Raw genomic sequence first — 23,868 nt, forward strand, 5'->3', positions numbered from 1 at the left:
GCTTCCTTTTTATTGATTCTTAGTGAGTAATACAAGTGAAAGTGACCTTTTATGGCACCCGGGGTTCAATTCCAACACCTGGTGAAAACACCGTTAAATATGGTGGTAATACAGCATGTGTATTGATAGTAGCTGATAATAAAAAGCTCATACTTGATGCTGGAACAGGTATTAAAAAGCTTGGTGAAGAGTTAATTTCAAATAATGATCCTGTGACAATTATATTAAGTCATAATCATTGGGATCATATTCAAGGGTTTCCATTTTTCGTACCCGCTTACCAAAAAAATAGGCAAATAAATATTTATAGTGCCCCTACGAATCCTGTTGAGCATAATGCCATTATTGAACAAATGAATATGAGTACATTTCCATTATCATTCAAAGATTTATCTGCAGACATTAAAATCATTCCTTTTAAAAATAAATTTGAAAATATGATTATTAATGGATTTTCAATTTCTTCTATTCACATAAATCATCCTAATGGTGGCTTCGCTTATAAAATATGTCATAACAACAAAGCTGTAGCCTACGTCACAGATAATGAAGTTTATTCAAAAGATAATTTAAATACTGATTTTACTGAATGGATTGATTTTTTACGTGATGTCGATTTTTTAATACATGATGCACAGTATACGGATCTTGAAATGCCGCTTAAATTAGGATGGGGCCATTCCTCTATAGATCAGGCAGTAAAGTTAGCAAAAGCAGCAAAAGTTAAAGTACTTGTTCTATATAGCCATGCCCCAGAAAGAACCGATACAGAATTAGATAAAATCATCAAAGATATGCAATTTAAAGAATTACAGATCATCGCATCTCAGGAAGGAATAACTCATAACATTTAATACTGATTGCTCAATAACCGTATCAAATATCATTTTAACAAATTGATATTTTTGATTAAACTAAGATCCTAGGCTTTTTATCTTTAGTATTTTAATAATCAACAGTTCATTTATTTTCGGGTATGCTATTGTTAAGTTCAACATGTTTAACATAGAGGGGCTAAATGCGTTTATTTTTTTTATTATATCTCCTTTGCTTATTACCGATGCAATCTCAAGCAAAAATTTTACAAAAAACAGTAAACGAAAATAGTACCCAGTTTGACTATTCTTGGCAAGATCACAATCATAAAATGCAAACCCTCAGTTTTACACTTCCTAAAACACTCATAAATAATAAATATCGCCGCTTTAAGCGTTATGACAAAGATAAAGCGATGAATCATATTTATAAGGCTTTATTAGAACAAGCTAGTACATATAACCCAAGAGAAGTACGCGTACAATTTAAACAATTGTATTCGCAGTTAAGCTATACCATAAAAAGTAAAAATAAAAAAAAGATCATCGAGGTTGAACAGCAACTTAAAGAACTCGAAAATAAAACCTATTTAGATTTCCTAGAAAAACACCATTATATTCAATTTAATACTCCTTGGACTGGTACTAAAATAAAACCTAATCATCATAAATTTGTTATCGAAGGTATCGATTATTTAGAGCCTGTAACCCAAGCTATCAGAGAATCTATTTCAGTCAAAAAACCAAGAGTTTTAATCAACTTTGTTTTATCTTGGTTACAATCAATCCCTTATTCGACTTTAGAAAGTCGAACAGAATCTAGTGATTTAGGATATTACCCACCTATCAGAGTTATCGCACAAAATATTGGTGACTGTGATAGTAAAATGACCCTAATGGCAGCGATTATAAAAAAAATATACCCAAGGCTCAGCGTATCACTTATCTATTTGCCTAAACATGCCTTAATTGGTTTTCAATTACCTATTTTAAAAAGTGATAAATTTACAACAATTAATGGTTTACCTTATATTTTAGCCGAACCTGTTGGCCCGGCTAAATATCCTCTATCTGAAATAGCCGATACCTCAATTGGTTATATTGATGCGAAAAGTTATTTTCATGAGTTAATTTAAAAATCCTTTTAAATGATCTCATTAAAGAATAAAGTTTTAACACTAATAATAAAAAAGACTCTTTTATGCGTTTATTACCTAAATTAGCAGGTTTGTTAACTTTATCGTCAATCGTTTTCTCATCAAATGTAATAGCCAAGTTTACAGCAGTACATAATGTGACTGGTTATACCCTAGAGCGTAATGGTGAACTGAACAAGTTTTCTACATTAGTATTTAAAAATGGCAAAGTTGTCAGGACTGGCGATGAAAAACTATTAAATAGCTACCCTAATGCAAACAAAATAGATGGCAAGGAGCAATTTTTGTTGCCCGGGCTTATCGATGCCCATGGTCACATTATTGGTTTAGGTCAAAACTTATCTCGCCTAGATTTACGTGATACCCAATCAAAAAAAGAAGTTGGAGAAAAACTAAAAGCATTTGCTAAAAATAAAAATGGCTGGATTGTAGGTCGTGGTTGGAATCAAGAAAACTGGCCTGACAATCAATTCCCTACTGCAACAGATTTAGATAAATATGTCAGTGATATTCCTGTAGTGCTTACACGTGTTGACGGACATGCTATTTGGGCTAATAGCAAAGCTATGTCTCTGGCAAATATCACACCTGAGGTCAAAACACCTATGGGCGGTGAAATTCTACGATTAGAAAATAATAACCCTAGCGGAATATTTATTGATAAAGCTGAAGATTTAATAAATAACCATATTCCTAAAACAAACAAACAAGCAATCAATAAAGCGCTAGATTTAGCAGGTCAACACTTATTGAGTCTAGGTATCACTTCAGCTCATGACGCAGGAATAAATTTAGATACTTGGCAAGTTTATAAACAAAGAGCAAAAGAGAAAAGCCTACCTTTAAGAGTTTATGCCATGTTATCAGCAAGTGATCCGCATTTAGATACCATGCTAAAAGCTGGCACTTACCAAGATCAAAGCGATTTTTTATCTATTCGTAGTATCAAAGTTTATGCTGATGGTGCTTTAGGAAGTAGAGGTGCCGCATTATTAAGTGATTATGCCGACAGAGTTCAGCACACAGGCCTTATGCTTGAATCTCAAGAATCGCTTGAAGCATTTTACACCAAAAGCTTTAAGCATGGCTTTACGGCCAATACACATGCAATAGGTGATCGTGCAAACAAAACTGTGCTAGATGCCTATGAAAATGTATTTAAAAATACCGGGGGCCGACTATTACGCAATAGAATAGAGCATGCTCAAATCGTGCATATAGATGATATTTCAAGATTTAAATCTTTAAATATTATCCCTTCAATGCAACCTGTTCATGCAACATCAGATATGCATATGGCAGAAATAAGACTCGATGATAAACGTTTACAAGGTGCCTACGCATGGCAAGCTTTTATTAAACAAGGATCTCACTTAGCAGCTGGTTCTGACTTCCCAGTAGAGTTGGCTAATATTTTTCATGGATTCTATGCTGCAATTGGACGAATGGATCATCAACAACAACCTAACAATGGTTGGCGTTTTGAACAAGCCTTAAGCCGTAAACAAGCATTTAAAGCTTTTACTTTAGATGCCGCATATTCTGCTCATCAAGAGTTTAAAATTGGCTCACTAGAAAGAGGTAAATGGGCCGATTTTGTTTTAGTGGATAAAGATATTTTTGAAACTGATATTTCACAAATTTACCAAACCCAAGTATTAGAAACTTGGATAGCGGGTGAAAAAAGGTATCAAAAAAAATAGAGTTCACAATCTCAATATTTACAAGACAACTATTTGTTAATGCTGAATGAAATATCAGCATATACCCAAGCCACTTCAAGATGTGAGGTTCAGGACTGCTGAGCAATTCATGATCTAGGCGCATCTTTGCATTAATGGTTACTCCCTTAAAAAAAGATGGACCGGCAATATGCTCCTGCATTGCTCTAGTACCTACATCCATGCAGGCAACAACGAGCATGATTTGCTCAGAAGTCCCTGTAAGGTTGGTTTATAAATACTTTATGCAGCGTTATTGATTTTGAAAAGGGAATAACCATGTTCTTCAATCAATGCCTTGCCTAAAGCATTTCTAATTCCAACTGAATCCTGCATCTTGAAGTGGTTTGGGTATATTACCGCTAGTTATTAATTTGTCCGTGTGGGCTTCACAATATGATAAAGGTTCACTAAAGCAAGTAAAGCATTGGTAAAAGCCACAAGACAAGCAATAATTATATACCCATGCTACTTAGAAATTCAGGTTTCAGAGCTTGAGTAGAAGGCATGATTTTTAATTCATAGGTATTCCCTGATGATGAATCATGACGCCGTAATCGTTTTCGACCCAAGCTCCCGTAGGACAATACGATAAATGGCTTAATTTAGCACCCGACTAAATTAAGCCAACGTAGCTTTACGACGTCTGTCATCATCAACGACATTACAAGTAAAACCGACGTAAAATAACCTAAATAATCCCAAGACATATAATTCCTCAGCCAAGCGCGTATAATCAATTTAAAACATATTAAAGTGGCTCAGGTATTCCTTTAAGGACATATGTCCAAAGCCCCCAAAATACAAAAATAAATTCAGGCCTAACGATGTTTCAATATCATTTTTCAGCTAACTTAATAGAACAACTGCTCACTTATGCAGAAAAAGAATACCTACAAGAAAAAGGTGCAAGCCTTTTGCATCAAGATCAACCACTGACTAAATTATTATTAGTAAGATCCGGCACTGTTTCTTTTAGTTATGATGTTGGCAATGGCCGTCGTTTATTACTAGGCCAACTAGACTGTAATTTCACTTTAATAGGTGAGATAGAAGCGCTCAATGCCAAACCTTGTATTTACACTGTCACTTGTCAAACTGATGTCAGTTATCATTTAATTGATTTCAAACATTGGCAAAGCATTTTATTACAACAACCTGAGTTATGTTTATATACAGCACAAACCGTAGCTGCTAAATTCCTTGAAAATCATCAAATAAACCTAGATAAATTACTTTTACCTTTAAGCTATAACATCGCAAAAGATTGTTTATCCCGTCATCAAAATACCAGCCCAATTGTTTTACGCCCTTACCCTACTGTCAGTGCTGAAGCTGAGCGCTTTGCAACAACAGAACGCGCATATCGTAGAGTTGTTTCAGAGCTCGTGGAACAAGGTCTTATTGAACGCACAGATAAAGGATTAAAACCAATCAATGAAGTTAAGCTAGATGAATTTATAGAACACTTTCATCAAAAATAACTTTAATTCCATGAACCTTTTAAGAAACACTATCGTCTTGTAGATATAAGTAAATTAAAAGAGCTCGGTTTAAGAGAAAGCTAACATATGGAACAAGCCAAAATTGAATTGTTAGTCATGGATGCAAAACAAGCTGATGAACAAGCTTTTACTTTATTATTCCAACATTTTAATCCAGGGCTTTTAAGATTTGCTTATAAAATAAGTAAAAATGAACAGCTTACTCACGATGCAGTACAAAATGCTTGGATTAAAATCACTAAATCTTTAAAAAATTTACAAGATCCTCGAGCTTTTAAAAGCTGGGCTTATCAAGCAACTCGATGGCAAACTTTAGATTTAGTTAAACAGCAAGCAAAAGAAAGTGCACTTCAAGTTGATGAGCCAGTTGAAGCTTTAGCACAAGTGAAAAATGAAAATGATGGGTTATTGCTTCATCATATCAATGAATTACCTGATATAGATAAGCATACTATTCACTTATTTTATTTAGAACAAATGAGCTTACAAGAAGTGAGCTTAGTTCTTGAAATACCGATTGGCACTGTTAAATCTAGATTAAATCGTGCACGAAAATTATTAAAACAGAAAATAGCTAAAGTTAATTAGAAGGAATATCGTTATGAACTTAGATGATAAAATTAAACAATCGTTAGAATCCGAAGCTAAAAATTTAGATCACATACTGGCTCATGAGCCAGGCATTTTTAAAATGTTATTAAATGCCTTTAAAGGATCTCTTGGAAGATGGATGATCTTAGTTGCAATTGTCACTTTTTTTGTGACCTTAGTGATGCTGTGGGCTGGGTATCAGTTCTTTTTTGTAGAAGTCTCAAGCCAAGTATTAACCTTACATAAAATTCAATGGGGTGTGATACTGCTGCTTTCAACATTGGTTCAAATTACTTTGAAAATGTGGACATTTATGGAAATGAATCGTCAATCAGCAATGCGTGAAATAAAAAGGCTTGAGCTTGTAATTGAAAAATTAACTGATAAATTAGGATAAACTTGTCAAGAGTAAGGCGCTTGATTGAGCAATAGCTGGCTATTGCTATTGAAGGCAACACAGCTATTGCATATACCCAAGCCACTTAATAATGCTTGTTTCAGAACTTAGGTATAGAACATTTAGATTGATCATATCTTTATTGACATTGATGTTGCTATTATACCAATAAATCTTTAATGTTAGTTAAATCGGTTTTTCCTTCAAGTATTTCATCTGGTGTTAAACCTGATAATTCATGCGGGAATACTAACCACTCTTCAGAATCATGGATAAAGTAATCTGGTACGATATCTACTTTAGAGTTTTTAGGTTTGTAATAAGGGCATGCAACACGTACATCTGTTGGCATATTTAAACGCATTAATTTAGATAATTCTTCTTTTAATGCATAAATACTACGACCAGAATCAAATACATCATCAACGATTAATAATTTATCACCCGCATTTGCATTTTCAACAATGTAATGTAACCCGTGAACTTTGATTTCTTTTGATTGCAGACCAATACCATAATAAGAAGATGTACGTACAGCAATATGATCTGTTTCAACACCTTTGAAATCATAATATTCTTGCACTGCGATACCAATTGGAGCACCCCCACGCCAAATTCCGATTATAAAATCAGGGCGAAATCCATCATCATAAACTTGTGCGGCAACACGGAACGAATCTTCTAACAGCTGTTGCGCTGTAATAAATCGTTTATCAGACATTTGAGGCTCCATAAAGAGAAAGTGGCTATCGCCATTAATTTTTTTGTAAATTCTACACTAAAAAAAAGCTTATTTGTTGCCATAAGTCAAATTAGAGCAGAAAACCTATCAAACAAGACAGCTTTTTTGAGTTTTATTCAACTTTTTATTTTAATTGCTCAAAAAAGCGCGAACCGAGTTCGCGTTTATTAAATATAACTTTCATTATTAGTCCGAGATGAGGTTTTAAAAATTATACTTTTTCAAGCAAGGTTCTTGCTACTGTACGCATACCTAATGTCGTAGCACCCGCAGCCCATTGTGGACCTGCATTATTTTCAAAACACGCAGCTAAATCAATATGCACCCAACCTTGACCTTCATTACCCACAAAACGAGATAAGAAACCCGCTGCGTTTGAAGCACCACCAAAACCACCACCTTTTTGTGAACGGCTATTTGCAGTATCAGCATATGGGGATGGACATTTATCCTGATGCCATTTTTCAAGCGGCAAAGGCCACGCGGCTTCAAATTCATCTGACGCAAAGTCTTCAACTTCACGTACCAATGTTTTATCTAAGCCAAATAATGCGTTGTATTCTTGGCCTACAGCCATTAACGCTGCACCAGTTAATGTTGCAGCATCAATAATAAGTGGTGCACCTGTTTCAGTTGCAGCCATTAAACCATCTGCTAATACTAAACGTCCTTCAGCATCAGTATTTAAAATTTCAACTGTCGTGCCATTTTTATAAGTTAGGATATCACCTAACTTATAAGCATTACCTGAAATTAAATTTTCAGCACAACATAAAAATAGTTTAATGCGCTTATCAATACCACGGTTAATTGCTAATGCTAAACCAGCAGTTACAGTACCTGCACCGCCCATATCACATTTCATTGTAGCCATGCCTTCACTAGCTTTAATTGAATAACCACCCGAATCAAATGTGATACCTTTGCCCACTAATGCAGCTGCAACGGGTGCATTTTCATCGCCTGTAGGGTTGTAATCTAATTCTAATAATACAGGCTTACGATCACTACCACGACCCACAGCATGAATACCAATCCATTGTGCTTCTAATAAAGCATCACCTTTAATAATTTGATAACTGACATATTCAGGTGCTAACGATTGAATAAATTCAGCTGCTTTTTCAGCTAAGCTTTCAGGATAAATATCTTCAGCAGAGCCATTTATGACTTTACGAGCAAATAATGCAGATATTTTTAATGAACTTAGTTCTTTTAAATCTGACTGTGCATTATCAACAAAAGCAACACCGTCTTGCGCTTTTGGGCTGACAAAACCTTGATAAAAAGCCCATTGACTCTCTGTACACCAAGCCTCACCTTTGAGTTCTACTTCTTTAATACCCTGTCCAGCTAAAGAGCGTGCTGCTTTTTGTACATTCTTTAATGTTTCATTCTCTGATAAATGTACCAAAGCGCCGTCATTATCAAATGACAAGTTTACACTGCACCAATGTGCTGCAGGTGCTTGTTCTGTTAATCTTACAATCATTTTTTCGCTCATTTGCATTTCTCTTGCATTTTTGAAGTGACGAAAGTGTACTATATTGCGCTAAGCTACCAAAATAATTGAGACTAAATAAATGAAATTTAGTAGTACTTTAGGATCTGCCACTTTAATTAAGCGTTATAAACGATTTTTGGCCGACATAACTTTACCTGATGGTGAAGTGAGAACCATACATTGTGCTAATACAGGTGCGATGACTGGCTGCGCAGAACCTGGCTTTAAGGTTTATTACTCTACAAGTGATAATTTAAAAAGAAAATACCCTAATAGTTTAGAGCTTTGCCAAAATAATGCTGGAGATATGATTTGTGTCAATACAACCTTAGCCAATAAAATTGTCAGTGAAGGCATAAATGATAATAAAATCCCTGAACTAAATGGATATGCTACCCTACAACAAGAAGTAAAATATGGTGCTGAAAATAGCCGCATTGATCTATTATTAACAGATGAAAATCGTGCTAATTGTTATATAGAAATAAAAAGTGTCACACTTTTAGGCCAAGGTACACAGTATAATGACCAAGGCTATTTTCCTGATGCTGTCACAACTCGAGGTCAAAAGCATTTAAGAGAGCTTATAAATATGACCCAGCAAGGGTATAGAGCTGTTTTATTATTTTTAGTGCAACATCAAGGTATCAAAAAATTATCTCCCGCTAGGCATGTAGATGAAAAATATGCTGATGGGATAAAGCAAGCTTTAGATGCAGGTGTCGAGATTTTATGCTACAACACAGATATAGATGTAAATAATATTGTGGTCAATAAATCATTACCATTTTTACCTGTATAAAGAACAAAGTTAACATCAAATTAATTGTGATTTTCTGTAATAACAAAAACAATGACTTACAGAATATTGTTTAAAGTTCAATCAAATTTAAATGTTTATTTTTAAAAAGATATTCGATAATTTAGCTTTAAATCGAAAAAACCTTGCTAATAGGTTGAGTTCTTGCTATTTATAGCCGCCGAATTTATATCGGGATTGAGAATAAGGATTAGGAGTCAGATATGGCAGAGCAAAAAAAATCAAGTCAATACGCTTACGCGGATATCGCACCGTATCAAGAAACACCTGGTGAAGAGTACATGAGCGATGATCAAGTAGCTCACTTTAAAAACATTCTTGCTACTTGGCGTACTCAATTACGAGAAGAAGTTGACCGTACAAAAAATCATATGCAAGATGAAGCTGCAAACTTCCCAGATCCAGTAGATCGAGCTGCTCAGGAAGAAGAATTTTCTTTAGAATTACGAACTCGTGATCGCGAACGTAAATTAATCAAGAAAATTGAAAAAACGCTTAAGTTAATCGAAGAAGATGATTTTGGTTTCTGTAATTCATGTGGTATTGAGATAGGTATTCGCCGTTTAGAAGCCCGTCCAACAGCTGACTTATGTGTAGACTGTAAAACGCTTGCTGAAATTAAAGAAAAGCAAGCTGGTCATTAACAATAATTTATCAATTACTTGAATAGTTTATTATCAGGGGCATATCGAGGTCGATTTGCCCCCTCGCCTTCTGGACCTCTTCATTTTGGTTCTCTTATAGCTGCTCTTGCCAGCTTTTTAGATGCCAAATCCCAATTTGGTAAATGGTTAGTTCGTATTGAAGATATTGATACACCGCGTAGCGTTAAAGGTGCCAGTGATTTAATATTAAAAACGCTTGATGCTTATGGAATGAACTGGGACGAAGAAGTTTGCTACCAAAGTAAGCAACTCGAATTTTATCAACATCATTTAGAAGTACTGTTAAATGAGAATCAACTTTACGCCTGCCAATGTACTCGAAAGCAAATTAAAGCTTTAGGAGGCACATACAATAACACTTGTAGAGATATTAACTTACCATTAGAAAATCAAACAATACGTATTAAACAAAATCATCCAGTAAATCAATTTAACGATACAATTCAAGGCAAGGTTTTAATATCCCAATCATTTGCGACAGAAGATTACATCTTAAAAAGGCGAGATGGTTTATTTGCTTATCAATTGGTTGTTGTACTTGATGATATAAACCAAGATATTACGCATATTGTTCGCGGTGCGGACTTATTAGAGCCAACAGTAAGACAAATTTATTTGTTTGATAAGTTTAATAAAAACGTCCCTAATTTTGCACATGTACCTTTAGCTGTAGCTGAACCAGGCTTTAAACTCTCAAAACAAAATTATGCTCAAGCAATTGATATCACAAAACCACAGTTAGCACTGTATGATGCTTTACGATTTTTAGGTCAAAATCCTCCTTTCGATTTACTAAACCTAAAAGTAGATGAATTGATTCGTTGGGCTGTTTCCAACTGGAATATTACATCAGTGCCTAAAGTAAACGAAATTCAACTTGTTAAAGATGAAAACTCACCACAATGTCAATTTTTAGCCCTTTAGCAAAAAATCAAGGTCATGAGCTATATTTAATCAGTTTACTCCGGTTTACACTTAAATTTTAAGTTGCTCTGGTATATGATACCCCCCTTAAATTAAGATATTATTTCACTATGCATTAGGAGACTTGTTATTATTTCCAAAATATTTGATTTTTGCCGTAAAGTTGTCGGGCAAAATGGACAAAAAAAAACCGAAGATCAATCTCAGGAAGTAAGAAGTATGGGTTCTCCTCACGTTATTGAACGCTCAGATCACGGCGTATCTCGAAAAAGCTTTAGCCCAAACGCACTTAAAGTTTTATATCGCCTTAAAGATGGTGGTTATGACGCCTATTTAGTTGGAGGTTGTATTCGTGATGCTCTATTAGGCATAGAACCAAAAGATTTTGATGTTGTAACCAATGCCACTCCAGAACAAATAAAAAAGCAATTTCGAAACTGTCGTTTAATCGGTCGTCGCTTTCGCTTGGCACATATTGTATTTGGTCGAGAAGTAATCGAAGTTGCTACTATGCGTGGTCACCATGATGCCCCTGAAGATAAAAATCAAGTAAGTCAATCAAGTGAGCAAGGCCAACTATTACGCGACAATGTATACGGTAGTATCGAGGAAGATGCAGAACGTCGAGATTTCTCTATAAACGCTTTATATTATTCTGTAAAAGACTTTAGTATTCTTGATTTTGCTGGTGGTATGCAAGCCATTAAAAATCGCAGAATTGAATTAATAGGTGATCCAGAAACACGTTACCGTGAAGACCCTGTTCGCATGTTACGTGCTATTCGTTTTGCAACAAAACTAGATATGACCATATCACCTGAAACAGAAGCGCCAATATATGAACTTGCGTCTTTATTAGGTAATATTCCATCAGCACGTTTATTTGAAGAATGCCTAAAGTTATTTTTAAACGGAAAAGCTGAACGGAACTTTTTATTATTGAGAAAGTACGGTTTATTCAAAGAATTATTCCCTGCGCTTGACACTTTAATTGAAGCATCTCCGGAGGGAGATGAGTTTAAACTCACTAAACAAATGTTTATTAATACAGATAAGCGCATCAATGCAGATAAAAAAGTAACGCCTGCTTATATTTTTGCAGTATTACATTGGTATCCATTACAAAACCGCTGCACTAAGCTAATGGCCGAACAAAAACAAGCTGAATATGAAATATTCAACCTTGCAATTAACCAAATTTTTTCTGAAAGTTCAAAGCATATTGCAGTACCAAAACGCTTTACTTTAGGTGCCCGTGATATTTGGCATATTCAGCAGCGTATGCCTAGACGCACAGGTCAACGTCCATTTAGATTAACGCAACAACCAAGGTTCAGAGCATCTTATGACTTCTTATTATTAAGAGCTAATATCTCTGGTGGTTCACTTGTTGAACTTGCAGATTGGTGGACAGGTTATATCGATAAAGATGCACAAGTTCAAAAGCAAATGGTGCAAGACTTTAGCAGCCCTAAAAACTCTGATGACCCAGATAAACCAAAAAAACGCCGCAGACCACGCCGTCGTAAACCTGCAAATGGCAATGCGCAAAATAACAATGAAAATAAGTCTGTAGAATAATGTCACTATATCAAACTGTTTACTTAGGTTTAGGGGCCAACCTTAATGACCCTATAGACCAAATTCATCACGCTATAGCTGCATTAAAAGCATTACCTGATACTAACTCTGAAGTTAAGGTTTCTACTTTATATAGTAGTAAACCTATGGGCCCGCAAGATCAGCCTGACTATGTTAATGCCGTTGCTTGTATTCATACAAGGTTGCAACCTTTAGATTTATTAGCGCTCACACAAAAAATTGAGCTTGATTTAGGCCGAATTAGAAAAGACGAACGCTGGGGCCCAAGAACACTCGATATAGACATTCTATTATTTGGAGAACAAGTATTAAATTTACCAACCTTATCCGTACCTCACTATGATATGAAATTAAGAGAATTTGTGATATATCCATTACTAGAAATTGCACCTAACTTGCTTATGCCAGATGGTTTAGCAATTAAAGAATTACAAAACACAGTGCCATTAAATGGCCTAACAAAAATTTAGTTTTAGACTTTTGAATAAAAAATAGAGAACAAAAATGTCAAAAATCACTGTATCGACTTTAAGAAAAATGAAAAATGAAGGCACTAAAATAGGTGCTTTGACTGCTTATGATGCCAGCTTTTCCAGCTTGTTTGCAGACAATGGCGTTCATGTTTTATTAGTTGGCGATTCAATGGGTATGGTATTGCAAGGCGGTACTGATACTTTAGCTGTGACAAATCAAGATATTGCTTATCATACTAAATGTGTCCGTGCTGGCGCACCAAATACTTTTGTTATTGCTGATATGCCTTTTATGACTTATTCAAATGTTGCCGACACGTGTAGAAATGCTGCAGAACTAATGCGCGCTGGTGCTAATATGGTTAAGTTAGAAGGCGGCGAATGGCTTTATGACTCAGTCACAGCGTTAACACAACAAGGTATTCCTGTGTGCGGCCATTTAGGCTTAACACCACAATCTGTTCATGTTTTTGGTGGTTTTAAAATTCAAGGTCGTGAACAAGAACAAGCGCAAAACATGATAAGTGATGCTAAAGCCCTAGAGAAAGCTGGTGCACAATTATTAGTATTAGAGTGTATCCCCTCCTCTTTGGCAGAACGTATCACTAACGAAATTAACATTCCTACAATTGGCATAGGTGCTGGTAACCTGACTGATGGCCAAATATTAGTAATGCATGATTTAGTTGGTATTTCAGCAGGTTATATTCCAAAGTTCTCTAAAAACTTTTTATTAGAAGCAGGCAATATGCCTGATGCAGTAAAAAAATATATGGCTGATGTAGCAAGCGGAGTATTTCCTGCAAAAGAGCATGAATTCAGCTAATAGATCTGCTAGATATTTCTATTAAGGTCACTTCGTGACACCTTATGATTTAAATACCCCCAAAACTATTTTGGGGTTTACTTCAATTAATTTCTTTTATTATCATTTCAGGAAAAAAACGTGAAAACGATCACTGAAATTTCAGCTTTGCGTCAGCAAATTAAAATTTGGAAACAAAGTGGCTTAACTGTCGCTTTCGTACCAACAATGGGAAACTTGCATCAAGGCCATTTTTCTTTAGTTGAAAAAGCAAAAACAGTTGCTGATAAAGTAGTTGCGAGTATTTTTATAAATCCAATGCAATTTAGCGCCAATGAAGATTTAGACAGCTACCCTAGAACGCTAGATCAAGATCAGCAAGGCCTAAAAGCTTTAGGCACAGATTTATTATTTACGCCTACTCCGGGTATTATTTACCCTAAAGGCTTAGATGCACAAAGTTTTGTAGAAGTACCAGGCGTATCTGAAGGACACTGTGCAGGTACACGTCCAGATCACTTTAGAGGTGTATCTACCGTTGTATGTAAACTGTTTAATCTAGTACAACCTGATATTGCGTGTTTTGGTGAAAAAGACTTTCAACAGCTACAAGTTATTCGCACTATGGTTGAAGACTTATCCATGCCAATTGAAATCATAGGTGTATCAACTAAACGTGAAGATTCAGGTTTAGCTAAAAGTTCTAGAAACGGTTATTTAACTGCAGAACAAAAAGATATTGCTAAAGTATTATATGCTAGCCTACAGCGCACTCATAAAGCATTAGTCGCTGGTGATCGTGATTATACATCTTTGATTAAATCAGCTAAAAATACATTATCTGAAGCGGGCTTAAAGCCAGACTATTTTAATATTTGTAATAAAGCTGATTTAAAAATTGCAGCTCCTGATTGTAATAGTTTCGTTATTTTAGCCGCCGCCTTTTTAGGTTCTGTTCGTTTAATTGATAACATACAAGTTGATATAAATGACTTAGTTTAACTTTTATATCTTTCTTTGTTTTTTAACTCAGTTACTCTTTAATACCCACTCTAAAACCTGAATCATGTCATTAAATCTAGGGTTAAAAGTTAAGCGTGAATGGGCTTTATCTGGTTCTTGATAGCCCCAAGCTGAGTACCAAATATCGCCTTTTTTATAGCATTTTCTAAATGCAGTATCCGTTTGGCCATTATCACAAATTCTAAAACCTGATTGAAAACCAAAATAAGTATTATCAGGCTTAAATAAAACCCCCATATGTGAATAGTTACTTACTTGATATTTATTATATTTATCTGAATATACAACAATACGATTATCATTTACTTCTGGTTTATTACCAAACCAAATGAGCTTTGAATTTTTATGGGTAAATTTTTGATTAAAATACCTTGCAACTGCTAATACATCTACAACTGAATCAGTTTCACTTAATACCATAAATACAGGTTTCGAAAACACATATTGCTCAAGTTGATTCTGCACATCTCTACTTGTGTAATAGTATTGTGCAAATGCATTACTAGGTACCGGTGAATATCGCGCAATATTTTTCATTCTATTTGGTGATTTTAGCCAAAGCCAAGGTTCATACCAAGGCAATATAGGGCTAAATCGAGCGAGTTTAGTTTTTGCTTTAAATGCTGGTGAAAATAAAACTAATCCTTTTATAGCATCATCCACTAAAGCAGCACTTGTCACTAAATTAGCGCCTGTTGAAAACCCACCCAGATATACATTATCAACCTGTGCTTTTAAGGCATTGATTTGTATATCAACCAACCTAACCCAAGTCTTTGATGAAACAGATAATAAATCAGCAGGGCGAGAGCCGTGACCAGGTAATAATAATACTCTGACTAAAAAACCTTGCTTGCTCAACTCTTGTGCAATATCTGAAAAATAATAAGGTGAATCGCCTAAACCATGTACTAATAAAATACCTTTAGATTTCTTTTCATTTAAGTTCTGATGCGGTAAAAGCTCAAAAGGTGCATTAAATTTAAGCTCTTTGGTTCTATTTTTTGTTAAAAATACGCGGTTATCGGTTAACCAGTTTTTAGTTGCTATTTGATATGCTTCAAAACTCTTAAACTCTATTGGTAACTGGCTTTGCGATTTTTGGTATAATGCATGGTTAGGCACATTATTTTGTGCACACCCCAATTGCATAATCATTAAACTTGCTATAATTAAACGAGCTAATAAACCTATCATTTTTATTTTTAACACAATGCGAACACTTACTCTATTTTTTTACTTTGGAAACAATCATATAATAATTAAAAAATAAATCTATTTTTATCACCTTAGATATATTGACTAAAAAGCGATCGTATATATACTTAAAATTAGCTTGAAAATACGTATAATATTTATGTAATACTTTATCGATGTAACACTTAATAATACCTCGTCCTGTTTTCATAAGTAATAGCACTATCTTTCAGCAAAATCGCTGTTAAGTGCTGCGGCCTAATTTAACTAAATAAGTCGTTATCTTAGTAGCAAAAATTACTCTTGATTAATATAGGATCGAACAATGTCAAATACTACTACTGGTACTGTAAAATGGTTTAATGAATCTAAAGGGTTTGGATTTATTGAACAAGAAAATGGCCCTGATGTTTTTGCCCATTTCAGCGCCATTGAAAGTACTGGTTTTAAAACGCTTGCCGAAGGTCAACGTGTACAGTTTACTGTTACTCAAGGTCAAAAAGGCCCTCAAGCAGAAAAAATCGTAGTAATCTAAATTAATTTAAGGATTTTATAAACCTTAATATTAGATATCTAATAAAAGGAAGCTAGCGAAGCTTCCTTTTTTATAAGCTAAACCTTGTTTCTCTGATTTTTAGATTTTACAACAAAAAAACAGACATAGCGGGCGGTTGATTAAACTTAAAGCTCAATAATTAATTTTCATTATATGCAGATAATAACATTGACTGCTCTAGATTTATTGAAGGTTTTTTTATATCAGAGTCTTTAGTGAGTAAGCTTTTATATATTGCGAGTAAGTTTTTTTCAATAATGTTTAGGAAAGAGCAGAGCCTGTATATATATCAGTACTGATATTTTCAATATCTATTTCCGCAGTAGCACTGGTATCATTATTTATACACTAGGCTAGGGACTGTTGATCTTTCAAGATCACTTTTGTAGCGAATTGTTGGGGATTTATACAAGGCAGAGCCTTTGTAATGTGGTTATTCCAAATAAAAAGGCGATAACGCAGTAAAAATCCCCAACAAACACTGTCCAAAGGATTCGGCTAAAAGCTTTTTATTCTTTGTTGAGTAGTATTTACTTAGAATGACTAGGCTACACATTACTGGCCGCGACTAAAATGCTTTTATCTCGAACAAAATTTAACCCTGAAAGATCAACAACCCCCTGCATCTATTATACAAAACAGTGATAAATATGATGAAAAAATTGTGATTTGAGCTTCTTACTTGCTTGTCGAGATGAACGAGTATTTTTTTATCACCACAGGATCTTCAATACTCGCAATAATCTTAACCGTACCACCACATTGGTGATATGTTTGGATCTCAATACCAAATACCCGCTTTAATCGTTGTGCCCAGTTCATGCCTTTATGTTTGGTCTTGTTTAACTGTTGCAGACTTTAAGTGCTTACCGAGCTTGGTTGTTACTTGAGTTCAGTGCTGACTGTTAGGTGTAAATACGCCATGATCAATTCATCGGGAATTAATTAAGGCAGTTAATCTTGCCCGAAGGGTGATAAACACAATGTATTTAAATAGCCCACTTAAATGCTAAATTTTATTTTAAAAGAACCGCATTATCATTGACATTAATCACGCTGAACATGTAAATAATCCTTTTATGATTAGTAAAATAAATAAGAATGTCCATAATAAAAAATAGATCTAAGGTAATTTATCAGCGCGAATAACAGTACTAAAAATTAAAAATCAATGGGTTAGAAGTTATTGTCAATTTGACTATTTTTTGAGATATACTCGCTAATAAATTTGATAATAGTGAACGCTACTATATTGAAATAATAAATAGATTAGTTTAGTGCTTCAGGGATTATTCAGTAAGATTAATAAAAATAAAGTTTATCAGAAGTTAATAGTTTAGTATAAAGTGATTTTAAGCCTACTAGAAAGAAGCCTAAAAATATTTACAGTTGCTACTAAGGTAGTACTAAATACGGTTTTATATGCCAATAAAAGTGAAATATCACGAACTCAATAGACATATCGAATTAATGAATTCCGCATTAGAATTTATAAGGAAAAACCGCCCTAACGGGCGGTTTGCTGCTTAATAATTCAGGGTAAATTGAACTATTATAATCCGATTTTAGCTAATTCTTTTTTAACTAACTTAGCTGAAAGTGGCACATAACCATCTTTTTCAACAATGCCTTGACCTGTTTGCGACAATACCATTTTTAAGAATTGTGCTTCAATTGGTGCTAAAGGCTTATTAGGATGCTTGTTTACGTAAAGGTATAAGAAACGCGATAATGGATACTTACCTTTAGCTACATTATCTAAAGTTGCATCAACATAGTTAGTGCCTTTTTTAGCTAAAGGTACAGTACGCACACCAGAAGTTTTGTAACCAATACCTGAGTAACCTATAGCATTAACTGATGAAGAAATTGATTGTACTACAGATGCCGAACCTGGCTGTTCATTTACATTACTACGGAAATCACCTTTACATAGTGCTTTCTTTTTAAAGTAACCATAAGTACCAGATACTGAGTTACGACCATATAATTGGACATCTTTACCAGCCCAGTTACCGCTAAGACCAACATCACTCCAACGGCTCACTTGAGAACCTGAACCACATTTACGAGTAGAAGAGAAAATAGCATCAACTTGAGAGATAGTTAAACCTTCAATTGGGTTGTCTTTATGAACAAATACCGCTAATGCATCAATAGCAACACGAATTTGAGTTGGCTTGTAACCGTGGCGCTTTTCAAATGCTTCTATTTCTTTAGATTTCATTTGACGGCTCATAGGACCGAAGTTTGAAGTACCTTCTGTTAAAGCTGGTGGCGCAGTAGAAGAACCAGCAGCTTGAATTTGAATATTAACATTAGGGTATATACGCTTATACTCTTCAGCCCAATAAGTCATCATGTTTGCTAATGTATCAGAGCCAACAGATGAAAAGTTACCAGTAACACCACGTGTTTTATTATATTCTGGAATTGATTTATCTAGTGCAGCAACATTAGCGGATACTAAAGTTGTAAGTGTTAGGCCCATAGCGGCAAATAAATTTTTAAATTTCATTGGTAACTCCAATCATTCTCAATTTGTGAAGTCTATTTTAAACTTCGTTCTATAAACACCCATACTATTTCAAAATACAGAATTCAGTTGGAATTAAAAACGCTTTAAACTTAAACAATACAAATGAATGAAGGCATAGCTATTCTCTTTCAAATTCATCTAACACAGTATAAAGCGTTTCTAAACCAACCTTGCGGGATCTTCTGAGCAAGTCATGTTCGTTGTTCCATTTTCTTTTAAGGGACAATCATTAATATAAAGATGCGCCTAGTTCATGAATTGCTCATTCGTCCTGAAACTCGTATTCTAAAGTAGCATGGGTATGTAACTGCGACTATTATTATCACTTTCAATGACAGTTAGATTACTACTTTATGACAGTTTTATGACCTACATGCCCGTGCTACTTGGAAATGTAGGTTTCAGAGCTTGAGTAGGATCGAGTACAAGGCATGATTTGTAATTCATGATTATGAATCATAACGCCGTTATCGTTTTCTACCCAATCTCAATTAGAATTTCTTAACGCGTTCACTTGAAAAGCTAAAAGAAAAACAAGAACCTTGCCCTACTTTACTTACGATATCTAAATGAGACTCATGGCGTGACAATACATGTTTAGTGATTGCTAAACCTAATCCTGAGCCACCCGTTTTACGAGAACGAGCCTGATCTACACGATAAAACCGCTCAGTTAAACGACCAATATGCTCAGGAGCAATGCCATCACCATTATCATAAACAGCAAAGTAAGGCTCTGCATCTTTAATTTTCCATACAATACGTATATGCCCAGGCTCTGGAATATAATGTATGGCATTAAAAATTAAATTAGAGAATGCACTTCTTAGCTCTTCAACTTTACCGAACATAAACAGCTTTTGATCAATATCTAATTCTATGACATGCTTTTTATCTATATTTAGTGTTTCTGTTTGAATTAAAATGAGCTTTAACATATTAGGAACATCTACTAACTCATCTTGCTCGGTTTTACGTGGACCTTCCATTCGAGATAAAATCAGCAATTGATTTACTAGTGCATTCATTCTCTGACACTGCTCTGACATAGTGCCATGCGCTTTGCCCCAAACACCCAATGGTGGCATAGACTCAGCATCCATCATTTCAAGATAACCAGAAATCACGGTAAGTGGCGTTCTTAATTCGTGTGATACATTAGCAACAAAATCTTTGCGGATTTGCTCTAACATTTTTAATTCGGTGACATCACGAACTACAACCATAAGTTGTGTTTCATATGGCATAACACGAAATTCAAGCATTTGTTCGGTACCTAAAGGTGAGTCTAATTCAAGTGGTTCATAGTAATCATTTGCCTGCATATAATGAGCAAATTTAGGATGACGAATTAAATTATCTAACCTTTGACCACTATCACCTGGCCATTCTAATCCAAGTACGTGAACAGCAAGTTTATTACACCAGACTATGCTCAAGTCTTTTTGCAATACAATTACCGCATCAGGAACTGCTTCCGCACCTTCACGAAAACGTTTAATCAAACCTGCAAGTTCATTGCGTTTATCTCTGTGGCGATGTTGTAGTCGATAAATGCCATCAAAAATTTGCTCCCAACTCCCTTCTCCTTCAGGTGGGTTAAAGCTTTTTTGGTTATGCAGCCAATCACTTAATCTATATAACTGTTTATAATGCCAAAATAATAAACTGGCAGTCCCTAAAAATAAAAGTAAAAAAGGAGCCCCTATTAGGACTCCGATCAGTGATAATGGTAAAAAATATATAAATAAACGCTGCATTAAAGTGCGTTTATTAATCACTCTGAACATAAAATAACTCTCGTTATTTGGTTTATATTAAACCTTATTTGAAAAACGATAACCTGAACCGCGAACTGTTTGCACTAATTTATCATGTGCACTAGTGATTGCTTTTCTTAAACGACGAATATGCACATCAACAGTACGATCTTCAACATATACATTAGTGCCCCAAACTTGATCTAATAATTGTTCACGACTGTAAACACGTTCAGGATGAGTCATAAAGAAGTGTAATAACTTAAATTCTGTGGGCCCCATATCTAGCTCTTTCCCTGAAGAAGTAACACGATGAGAGATAGGATCTAATCGTAAACCATGCACTTCTATTGATTCTTCTAAAGCTGTAGGTGAAACTCTTCGAATAACAGCTTTGATACGTGCCATAAGTTCTTTTGGAGAAAAAGGTTTAGTGACATAGTCGTCAGCACCAACTTCTAAGCCTTTGATTTTATCTTCTTCTTCACCACGAGCTGTAAGCATGATAATAGGGATTTTTCGAGTATGGTCATTTTGTTTAATTTTTTTAGCTATCTGAATACCACTGGTATCTGGTAACATCCAATCTAACAAGATCAATTCAGGATATGGTTCAATAGCAAGTGCTTCCATAGCAGAATTATAATCTTCAGCTTCAACAGCTTGATAACCATTTTGCTCAAGTACAAACACCAACATTTCTCTGATGGGTGCTTCATCATCAACTACAAGTATTTTTCGTGACATTCCTAATTATCTCTTAAAGTTCCTAATTACATTCATTATTATGATTAAATATGACAGTTTTATGAACCTTGGATAGATAATAGCCCATTAGTTCATATTGATTTACTTTGACCGAAACACATTAACAGATAAAATCACATTAATTAACATAATAATAACATGAATTCTGGTAAGAATATTAAACTCAATATATTATTAATTCAATCAAACCTAAAGTACTTGATTTTGATTTGCTCATGTTAGATTTTGATAACTGCTTACTACTACCAAGTTTATACCCATGTTACTTCAAAATGCATGTTTCAGAGTTATCTGAACGAAACCAATTCAAGGCGTGTTAATGCAAGGAGTGGCACCTTTCAAACCAACGCAACGATGAAGTGAGTTTGTTCTGAAGCTCCGTCTCGGCGAGTTTAAACAGATCAAACTATAATAACGTATCTGCTAACTTACCATTTAGGTACGTTACAATTGATATCATCGAAAAACCAGTAAATTATGCCAAATTAACGCAAAAACTTCAGTATTACTGATACTTGCTCAAAAAGATTGAAATTGATGCTAAAACAGTTATCTAAAACAAATAACCTGGCAAAAAAATATACTGCAACATGCGTTGTTTGTAGGTCTAGATAATCAAGAAAAAATTAAATATAACAGAAACGACTTTAAAGACATTAATCATGCTATTGATAAAATGTTTAGTTTTGGATCGTATTATAAATCATAAAGCAGATCTGAAATTTAATAAATTGTTTCAATTACGTTGTAACAAGGTCTGAGACTAAAACAACTTTTAGTGAATAAACGATGATCTTTGAGATCAATTTATTACTAGCTAAAGTGGTAAGCTTTCATTTCAGATCATTTTTTTACTTAGATGATTTTAATTTAATAAACTTTGATTGATTTACCTACATAAGTAGTTGGTTATTTACTCTAGAATGACTAAAAGTCTCAATAGATACTATCATAGTTAGTAAAATTACGATCTCAGTGAATAAAAACTGATCACACCCATTAAATTATGATCTGTCTTAGTTTAATTATGATCCGGGTACAAAAAAGCCCTCACTATGAGGGCTTAAAGTTATGATCTTTATAACTTGCGTAAATGAACTACTTTACTTGAGGCGTTAACTCACCTGCAGCATATTTCATTGACATCGCATCAAGTGAAATCGATTTTAGTTTACCTGCTTGACCGGCTGTACCAAATGCTTCATAACGGTCGATACAGATGTCAGTCATAGCTTGCGTAGCGGCAGCTAAGAATTTACGAGGATCAAAGTTCGCCGGATTTTCAGCTAAATGACGACGGATAGCACCTGTAGAAGCTAAACGTAAATCAGTATCTATATTAACTTTGCGAACGCCGTGCTTAATACCTTCAACGATTTGTTCAACTGGCACACCGTAAGTTTCAGGCATCTCGCCACCAAATTCATTAATCACTTTTAACCACTCTTGTGGTACAGATGATGAACCATGCATAACTAAATGCGTATTAGGGATGCGTTTATGGATTGCCTTGATTTGATCTATTGCTAAGATATCATCAGTTGGTGGACGAGAAAATTTGTAAGCACCATGAGAAGTACCACAAGCAATCGCTAATGCATCAACATTTGTTTTCTTAACAAAGTCAGCAGCTTCTTCAGGATCAGTTAAAAGTTGCTCTAGTGATAATTTACCAACAGCACCAATACCATCTTCCTCACCCGCTTCACCCGTTTCTAATGAACCAAGCACACCTAGCTCCCCTTCAACAGAAACACCACATGCATGTGCCATTTCAACAGTACGACGTGTTACATCTACGTTATATTCATAAGTTGAAGCTGTTTTACCATCTTCAAATAAAGAACCATCCATCATTACTGATGAAAAACCTAATTGGATCGAACGCTGACAAATTGCAGGTGATGTACCGTGATCCTGATGCATAACAACAGGAATATGTGGCCATTCTTCAATTGCAGCTAAAATCATATGACGAATGAAAGGGGCACCAGCGTATTTACGCGCACCAGCTGAACCTTGTACGATCACGGGGCTGTTAGTTTTATCAGCCGCTTCCATTATTGCACGCATTTGCTCTTGGTTATTTACGTTAAACGCCGGAACGCCATAACCATTTTCAGCTGCATGGTCCAAAAGTTGACGCATACTAATTAAAGCCATTTTGCTTTCTCCAATTGTTGATAGTATTCACCCTTAGAATAGTCTAAGTAACTTACTATCGGGTTTTGAACGAGTTATTTAATAACTAAATTAAATTGTGAGAGTTAAATTTAGCTATTATTTGAAATTATAGGGAGATAA

21 protein-coding genes and 1 pseudogene are annotated in these 23,868 nt (G+C 34.8%); 14 read left to right on the forward strand and 8 right to left on the reverse strand.

Annotated elements, in window-relative coordinates; translation table 11 throughout:
* Positions 1–35 precede the first annotated feature (35 nt).
* The 3 genes from CJF42_RS02960 (at position 36) to CJF42_RS02970 (ending at position 3,675) form a co-directional block, all read left to right on the forward strand.
* On the forward strand, positions 36–854 hold the full coding sequence (locus CJF42_RS02960) for an MBL fold metallo-hydrolase (protein ID WP_095365251.1): 819 nt from the start codon (positions 36–38) through the stop codon (positions 852–854).
* Positions 855–1,018: 164 nt separating this feature from the next.
* Complete coding sequence (locus tag CJF42_RS02965) at positions 1,019–1,951, forward strand: hypothetical protein (RefSeq protein WP_095365252.1); 933 nt, start codon at positions 1,019–1,021, stop codon at positions 1,949–1,951.
* A 65-nt stretch (positions 1,952–2,016) separates the two neighbouring features.
* Complete coding sequence (locus CJF42_RS02970; protein ID WP_095365253.1) at positions 2,017–3,675, forward strand: amidohydrolase; 1,659 nt, start codon at positions 2,017–2,019, stop codon at positions 3,673–3,675.
* Positions 3,676–4,301: 626 nt separating this feature from the next.
* Here the strand turns inward: CJF42_RS02970 and CJF42_RS28400 are convergent.
* A pseudogene (locus CJF42_RS28400) lies at positions 4,302–4,403 on the reverse strand (uroporphyrinogen decarboxylase); the annotation flags it as partial.
* A gap of 117 nt (positions 4,404–4,520) precedes the next feature.
* On the opposite strand from CJF42_RS28400, the gene CJF42_RS02985 reads away from it, so the two are divergent.
* From CJF42_RS02985 to CJF42_RS02995, 3 genes are all read left to right on the forward strand, one after another.
* A complete protein-coding gene (locus tag CJF42_RS02985) occupies positions 4,521–5,177 on the forward strand; it encodes a Crp/Fnr family transcriptional regulator (RefSeq protein WP_095365254.1) in 657 nt (218 codons plus the stop codon).
* Between the two features lie 87 nt (positions 5,178–5,264).
* Entirely contained in the window at positions 5,265–5,786 is a 522-nt protein-coding gene (locus tag CJF42_RS02990) for an RNA polymerase sigma factor (protein WP_095365255.1), read from the forward strand.
* 13 nt (positions 5,787–5,799) lie between these two features.
* Complete coding sequence (locus CJF42_RS02995; RefSeq protein ID WP_095365256.1) at positions 5,800–6,186, forward strand: DUF6768 family protein; 387 nt, start codon at positions 5,800–5,802, stop codon at positions 6,184–6,186.
* A 160-nt stretch (positions 6,187–6,346) separates the two neighbouring features.
* On the opposite strand, the gene CJF42_RS03000 is transcribed toward CJF42_RS02995, so the two are convergent.
* Positions 6,347–6,907: a phosphoribosyltransferase gene (locus tag CJF42_RS03000; RefSeq protein WP_095365257.1), complete on the reverse strand. Its 561-nt coding sequence runs from the start codon at positions 6,905–6,907 to the stop codon at positions 6,347–6,349.
* Positions 6,908–7,139: 232 nt separating this feature from the next.
* Positions 7,140–8,432 (reverse strand): aminopeptidase PepB, encoded by a 1,293-nt coding sequence (pepB, locus tag CJF42_RS03005; RefSeq protein ID WP_095365258.1) that lies wholly within the window; start codon positions 8,430–8,432, stop codon positions 7,140–7,142.
* A gap of 79 nt (positions 8,433–8,511) precedes the next feature.
* Here pepB and sfsA point away from each other — a divergent pair, with 79 nt between their 5' ends.
* The 7 genes from sfsA (at position 8,512) to panC (ending at position 14,723) form a co-directional block, all read left to right on the forward strand.
* A complete protein-coding gene (gene sfsA / locus CJF42_RS03010; RefSeq protein ID WP_095365259.1) occupies positions 8,512–9,234 on the forward strand; it encodes a DNA/RNA nuclease SfsA in 723 nt (240 codons plus the stop codon).
* Between the two features lie 221 nt (positions 9,235–9,455).
* Positions 9,456–9,896: an RNA polymerase-binding protein DksA gene (gene dksA / locus CJF42_RS03015; RefSeq protein ID WP_095365260.1), complete on the forward strand. Its 441-nt coding sequence runs from the start codon at positions 9,456–9,458 to the stop codon at positions 9,894–9,896.
* Between the two features lie 18 nt (positions 9,897–9,914).
* Positions 9,915–10,841, forward strand: coding sequence for a tRNA glutamyl-Q(34) synthetase GluQRS (gluQRS, locus tag CJF42_RS03020; protein ID WP_095365261.1), 927 nt, complete (start codon positions 9,915–9,917; stop codon positions 10,839–10,841).
* 219 nt (positions 10,842–11,060) lie between these two features.
* Positions 11,061–12,422, forward strand: a complete 1,362-nt coding sequence (gene pcnB, locus CJF42_RS03025) for a polynucleotide adenylyltransferase PcnB (protein WP_095365262.1) — start codon at positions 11,061–11,063, stop codon at positions 12,420–12,422.
* The gene (gene folK, locus CJF42_RS03030; RefSeq protein ID WP_095365263.1) at positions 12,422–12,913 is read left to right on the forward strand and encodes a 2-amino-4-hydroxy-6-hydroxymethyldihydropteridine diphosphokinase; all 492 of its coding nucleotides are present in this window, start codon (positions 12,422–12,424) and stop codon (positions 12,911–12,913) included. Before pcnB ends, folK begins: the two co-directional genes overlap by 1 nt.
* A gap of 34 nt (positions 12,914–12,947) precedes the next feature.
* Positions 12,948–13,742, forward strand: coding sequence for a 3-methyl-2-oxobutanoate hydroxymethyltransferase (gene panB / locus CJF42_RS03035; protein WP_095365264.1), 795 nt, complete (start codon positions 12,948–12,950; stop codon positions 13,740–13,742).
* Positions 13,743–13,862: 120 nt separating this feature from the next.
* Positions 13,863–14,723: a pantoate--beta-alanine ligase gene (gene panC / locus CJF42_RS03040; protein WP_095365265.1), complete on the forward strand. Its 861-nt coding sequence runs from the start codon at positions 13,863–13,865 to the stop codon at positions 14,721–14,723.
* A gap of 27 nt (positions 14,724–14,750) precedes the next feature.
* On the opposite strand, the gene CJF42_RS03045 is transcribed toward panC, so the two are convergent.
* A complete protein-coding gene (locus tag CJF42_RS03045) occupies positions 14,751–15,956 on the reverse strand; it encodes an alpha/beta hydrolase (protein ID WP_095365266.1) in 1,206 nt (401 codons plus the stop codon).
* A gap of 310 nt (positions 15,957–16,266) precedes the next feature.
* Between CJF42_RS03045 and CJF42_RS03050 the strand changes: the two genes are divergently transcribed.
* Positions 16,267–16,476: a cold-shock protein gene (locus CJF42_RS03050; RefSeq protein WP_095365267.1), complete on the forward strand. Its 210-nt coding sequence runs from the start codon at positions 16,267–16,269 to the stop codon at positions 16,474–16,476.
* 1,573 nt (positions 16,477–18,049) lie between these two features.
* Here the strand turns inward: CJF42_RS03050 and CJF42_RS03060 are convergent.
* The 4 genes from CJF42_RS03060 to fba all read right to left on the reverse strand — a co-directional run bounded on the left by CJF42_RS03060 (position 18,050) and on the right by fba (position 23,727).
* A complete protein-coding gene (locus CJF42_RS03060) occupies positions 18,050–19,015 on the reverse strand; it encodes a PstS family phosphate ABC transporter substrate-binding protein (RefSeq protein ID WP_095365268.1) in 966 nt (321 codons plus the stop codon).
* 512 nt (positions 19,016–19,527) lie between these two features.
* Positions 19,528–20,826: a phosphate regulon sensor histidine kinase PhoR gene (phoR, locus tag CJF42_RS03065; protein WP_095365269.1), complete on the reverse strand. Its 1,299-nt coding sequence runs from the start codon at positions 20,824–20,826 to the stop codon at positions 19,528–19,530.
* A 27-nt stretch (positions 20,827–20,853) separates the two neighbouring features.
* Positions 20,854–21,543: a phosphate regulon transcriptional regulator PhoB gene (phoB, locus tag CJF42_RS03070; RefSeq protein ID WP_095365270.1), complete on the reverse strand. Its 690-nt coding sequence runs from the start codon at positions 21,541–21,543 to the stop codon at positions 20,854–20,856.
* 1,119 nt (positions 21,544–22,662) lie between these two features.
* The gene (gene fba, locus CJF42_RS03075) at positions 22,663–23,727 is read right to left on the reverse strand and encodes a class II fructose-bisphosphate aldolase (RefSeq protein WP_095365271.1); all 1,065 of its coding nucleotides are present in this window, start codon (positions 23,725–23,727) and stop codon (positions 22,663–22,665) included.
* Positions 23,728–23,868: the final 141 nt, after the last annotated feature.

The organism is Pseudoalteromonas sp. NBT06-2 (assembly GCF_002276045.1).
GTDB lineage: Bacteria > Pseudomonadota > Gammaproteobacteria > Enterobacterales > Alteromonadaceae > Pseudoalteromonas.

Excerpts from the sequence above, each read along its gene's own strand:
- CJF42_RS02985 (WP_095365254.1), top strand. The coding sequence starts at position 4,521 with ATGTTTCAATATCATTTTTCAGCTAACTTAATAGAACAACTGCTCACT.
- panB (WP_095365264.1), top strand. The coding sequence starts at position 12,948 with ATGTCAAAAATCACTGTATCGACTTTAAGAAAAATGAAAAATGAAGGC.
- sfsA (WP_095365259.1), top strand. The coding sequence starts at position 8,512 with ATGAAATTTAGTAGTACTTTAGGATCTGCCACTTTAATTAAGCGTTAT.
- CJF42_RS03060 (WP_095365268.1), bottom strand. The coding sequence starts at position 19,015 with ATGAAATTTAAAAATTTATTTGCCGCTATGGGCCTAACACTTACAACT.
- folK (WP_095365263.1), top strand. The coding sequence starts at position 12,422 with ATGTCACTATATCAAACTGTTTACTTAGGTTTAGGGGCCAACCTTAAT.
- phoB (WP_095365270.1), bottom strand. The coding sequence starts at position 21,543 with ATGTCACGAAAAATACTTGTAGTTGATGATGAAGCACCCATCAGAGAA.
- CJF42_RS02990 (WP_095365255.1), top strand. The coding sequence starts at position 5,265 with ATGGAACAAGCCAAAATTGAATTGTTAGTCATGGATGCAAAACAAGCT.
- dksA (WP_095365260.1), top strand. The coding sequence starts at position 9,456 with ATGGCAGAGCAAAAAAAATCAAGTCAATACGCTTACGCGGATATCGCA.
- CJF42_RS02970 (WP_095365253.1), top strand. The coding sequence starts at position 2,017 with ATGCGTTTATTACCTAAATTAGCAGGTTTGTTAACTTTATCGTCAATC.
- CJF42_RS03050 (WP_095365267.1), top strand. The coding sequence starts at position 16,267 with ATGTCAAATACTACTACTGGTACTGTAAAATGGTTTAATGAATCTAAA.
- CJF42_RS03000 (WP_095365257.1), bottom strand. The coding sequence starts at position 6,907 with ATGTCTGATAAACGATTTATTACAGCGCAACAGCTGTTAGAAGATTCG.
- CJF42_RS02965 (WP_095365252.1), top strand. The coding sequence starts at position 1,019 with ATGCGTTTATTTTTTTTATTATATCTCCTTTGCTTATTACCGATGCAA.
- pcnB (WP_095365262.1), top strand. The coding sequence starts at position 11,061 with ATGGGTTCTCCTCACGTTATTGAACGCTCAGATCACGGCGTATCTCGA.
- pepB (WP_095365258.1), bottom strand. The coding sequence starts at position 8,432 with ATGAGCGAAAAAATGATTGTAAGATTAACAGAACAAGCACCTGCAGCA.
- CJF42_RS02995 (WP_095365256.1), top strand. The coding sequence starts at position 5,800 with ATGAACTTAGATGATAAAATTAAACAATCGTTAGAATCCGAAGCTAAA.
- phoR (WP_095365269.1), bottom strand. The coding sequence starts at position 20,826 with ATGTTCAGAGTGATTAATAAACGCACTTTAATGCAGCGTTTATTTATA.
- fba (WP_095365271.1), bottom strand. The coding sequence starts at position 23,727 with ATGGCTTTAATTAGTATGCGTCAACTTTTGGACCATGCAGCTGAAAAT.